Source organism: Streptomyces erythrochromogenes, from assembly GCF_040684695.1.
Taxonomy (GTDB): Bacteria; Actinomycetota; Actinomycetes; order Streptomycetales; family Streptomycetaceae; genus Streptomyces; species Streptomyces erythrochromogenes_C.
In genome coordinates this window covers 1-3,119 of record NZ_JBFBGM010000063.1, presented here as the reverse complement: position 1 = coordinate 3,119, position 3,119 = coordinate 1, and the positions used below count along the sequence as shown (strand labels likewise).

Annotated in this window: 6 protein-coding genes; 3 read left to right on the top strand and 3 right to left on the bottom strand. The window is 69.3% G+C overall.

All coding sequences use genetic code 11. The features are described from left to right. Window positions 1-273: 273 nt before the first annotated feature. On the bottom strand, window positions 274-579 hold the full coding sequence (locus AB0O53_RS38310; RefSeq protein ID WP_365201849.1) for a VOC family protein: 306 nt from the start codon (window positions 577-579) through the stop codon (window positions 274-276). A 244-nt stretch (window positions 580-823) separates the two neighbouring features. On the opposite strand from AB0O53_RS38310, the gene AB0O53_RS38305 reads away from it, so the two are divergent. The 3 genes from AB0O53_RS38305 (at window position 824) to AB0O53_RS38295 (ending at window position 2,050) form a co-directional block, all read left to right on the top strand. Then, on the top strand, window positions 824-1,375 hold the full coding sequence (locus tag AB0O53_RS38305; RefSeq protein WP_365201846.1) for a hypothetical protein: 552 nt from the start codon (window positions 824-826) through the stop codon (window positions 1,373-1,375). Between the two features lie 208 nt (window positions 1,376-1,583). Further along, window positions 1,584-1,724, top strand: a complete 141-nt coding sequence (locus AB0O53_RS38300; protein WP_365201845.1) for a hypothetical protein — start codon at window positions 1,584-1,586, stop codon at window positions 1,722-1,724. A 38-nt stretch (window positions 1,725-1,762) separates the two neighbouring features. Beyond that, window positions 1,763-2,050: a hypothetical protein gene (locus tag AB0O53_RS38295; RefSeq protein WP_365201842.1), complete on the top strand. Its 288-nt coding sequence runs from the start codon at window positions 1,763-1,765 to the stop codon at window positions 2,048-2,050. A gap of 276 nt (window positions 2,051-2,326) precedes the next feature. On the opposite strand, the gene AB0O53_RS38290 is transcribed toward AB0O53_RS38295, so the two are convergent. Both AB0O53_RS38290 and AB0O53_RS38285 read right to left on the bottom strand, forming a co-directional pair. Beyond that, window positions 2,327-2,596: a hypothetical protein gene (locus AB0O53_RS38290; protein WP_158714867.1), complete on the bottom strand. Its 270-nt coding sequence runs from the start codon at window positions 2,594-2,596 to the stop codon at window positions 2,327-2,329. Window positions 2,597-2,613: 17 nt separating this feature from the next. Beyond that, window positions 2,614-2,970 (bottom strand): hypothetical protein, encoded by a 357-nt coding sequence (locus AB0O53_RS38285; RefSeq protein WP_365201840.1) that lies wholly within the window; start codon window positions 2,968-2,970, stop codon window positions 2,614-2,616. Window positions 2,971-3,119: the final 149 nt, after the last annotated feature.

The window sequence follows — 3,119 nt, the reverse complement described above, 5'->3', positions numbered from 1 at the left end:
TCCGACTCTATCAGACTCTTTCGTGTCCGACTTCCTCGGCGCTTTCCAGGTTTTCGCTTTCGCGTTTCCCTTTCCGGCGGTTCCGACTCTATCAGAGTTTTTCCACCGGATTTCCCCGGCTTCGAATCCCGAATGAAGAGTCGAGTGTCCCCACTCGAAAATGCATCCTTGTGGGGGTTGTCGCCGAGCGGTCTGCTCCAGGCAACTGCTCGACTCTACAACTGGGTATCTGCAGGGTCAAATCGGCGGCCAGGGTGTCGGATCGACCCGAGGTCAGCCCCTGGGCGCCACCTCCCGGATCGTCAGCACGACCGTCCGGCCGTCCGGGTCCGTCAGGGTGTGGAGACCCGGCTCCCCCACCGCCGGGACCGCGGTGGGCGCCGTCAGACCGAGACGCAGGTAGCCCGTCGCGGGCCGGCGGGTGGCCGGGTACAGCTCGACGACGCCCCCGTCCGGGAGGGTCGCGGCGTAGTGGTCCGGCCCGGAGCCGTGCCGTTCCGGTACGAGGTCCAGGCCGAGGCCGGCGTAGAAGTCGCGGCACTCGTCGAGCCGCGTCGTGTAGATGACGAGCAGGTCCATGTTCACGAAGCCCCCCTGGCAGTGCGCGCAGTACGTTGCGATGTCCCCATCCCCGTCCCCGGCCCGGGTACGGACATCGACGGTATGCCAGAGAAGCGCATATCCGATGAGGTCGAGGAAAAGCACCTCACCGACCGCAGCGAGCGGCCGGCACGGACGCGGCTCCTGCCGGGCCGCCGGACGGCGGCTCCCCGACGGCGATACTCGGTGGAGCGGGTCGGTCGACCGGCTCAGGATGTGGCTCATGAGTCTCCCGACCACCACGCACCGGGTGGAGTTCGTGCGCCACCCCCACCCCGGCTTTCCACACCTCACGGCCTGGGGCATCAGGATCGACGGCGCAGACCTGCGCGCCCTGGTCGCGGAGGCGACCCGAGAGCTATGGAGCCAGGAGCTCGACGGGGACGGGGGCAGGGACGACGACACCCAGGAGGAGCGGGAGGCGTTCCTGTTGGGACAGCACGCGCCTCTGCACCTGGACGACGACGCCGACGATGCCCTGGCCCGCGCCCACTTCCTCGGAGACGCCCCACAGCATCTCCGCGACCACAACACCGGCGCCCTGTGCCTCCTGAGCTGCCCCTGCGGGATCGACGCCTGCTGGCCCCTGCTCGCCTCCGTGCGCGTCACACCGACCGAAGTCACCTGGTCCGCCTTCCACCAGCCCCACCGGAAGCAGTGGGGCGAACTCCCCCTGGGCCCTTACGTGTTCCCCCGCCCTGCCTACGACGAGGCCCTGGCCACGCCGACCCACCTCGACCAGGACCCGCTCACCGCGGCACCGGCCGAGGACTAGGACGTGCCGTTCGTCCCCCCGGTGCCGGCGGGAGCCCGGGCTCGTCCGGCGTTCCCCGTCCACCCACCCGACCCACACACCGCGGCTGAAGCGCCACCACAGCTCAGCGCGCGGATCCCGACCGTATTGGATGGCCACATGGTGCGACGGGCGCCTGGACGTACCCGTCCACACCGATCCCCAAGACGCTCGGGCTGCGGCCGCCCTGATGGTGACCCGACTCGCGCGCGACTTCCACGACACCGACCTCGAAGTGAACTGGGACGTACCCGAGGAGCCCTGGTCGTGGACCGCTCAGATCACCCCGGCTCCGGACACCCGAGCTGCGCCACCCACCGCCGACGCATGATTGAACGGTCAGGTTCTGGGCGGTGGCACCCTGGGGTCATGCGCTCTTGGAACACGTCCGCCCAGAAGGACCTGCGCCGGCTGCTCAACGCGTGGGACCCCATCGGTGTCGCCGATGACGTCCAGGACGAGTACGACTGCCTGATCGGCCCCCTGTTCCGCAGGCTCCATGAAGGCGCCGGCCAGGCAGAGATCGGTGACTTCCTCCGGCACGAGCTCGAGTCCCACTTCGGGCTCACTGCGACCCGGCCCCCTGAGGAGGTGGCCGCCCACCTGGTCACCTGGTGGACAGCACCTGTTCCCGCCGACGCCGCGAATCGCAGCTAGCCGTCCTCCCAACTTCCCACGGTGGACTGCCCGTTCGGAGTCGACGCACCACCCGAGGCCCGTGGTGGGGTGGAACCCCGTCAGGCAGTAGGGGTCTCACGGCCCCAGCGCACCTGCAGTACCTCGGACCAGTCTCCGTCGCCCGGAGCCGGGTCCGCCGGCGGTGGCACCGGGCCGGGAGCCGTCTCGATCAGGTGCACGCACCCAGGCCACCCCGTGTGGAACAAGCCGCCGGCGGCCGGACAAGGCACGGTGCACACCGCGGTGGGGCCGACGTCAGAGGTTGACGCGCTTGAGGTAGACGCGGCTGCGGTGCGGGATGGTCTGGTACCAGACCATGAGGTGTTCGTCCTCGTACGTTCGGAGCCGCATCGGGTGGGGGTCCTCGTAGAGGCTGCCGTCCTTGGGGTCGATGGCCATCGCGGCGAGGTCGACCAGGCCGTCCATGACGGCACCGACCAGCTCCTGCTGTGCCGCCGGCATGTCGCCGAGCACCCACAGCCGGCTGGGGTCGCACTCCCACGCCCAGCCGCTGTCGTTCTCCACGCCTTCGCCGCGCGGGGTCACTGACCGATCTCGCGCTGGGCCTCGGCGAGGATGCGGCTGCTCGTCTCCATGGCGGCGCGGAACTGTTCCTCCGTGGCGTCGGGATCGCCCGCGATGCGTTCTGCCTCGTGCAGCGCGGCCGAGCGTCCGGGCCAACGGTGGATCGCCACGTGCGTGGCCCACTTGATCAGGAAGAACCGCAGTGGGTTGATGGCACCCGTCTCCGCGGCACGGTCGAAGGCCTCGTTGCATTCCCTGTCGAGCACGGCCAGGTTGGCCATGTCGATCCGGCGCACGGCGTCCCGCAGGGCTTCGCGTGTCATCACCGGCTGGGGGATGAGAGGCCCGCCGTCTTCCAACTGCTGTGCTGTCATCGTGTCCTCCAGGGGAACGCTGGCCAGGATACCGAGCCGAGCCCCGGAACCAGTCCCTGAACGCAGAAAAGCCCCGCACCATGACGGTGCGGGGCTTTCCCACAATGATTGTTCGGCGGCGTCCTACTCTCCCACAGGGTCCCCCCTGC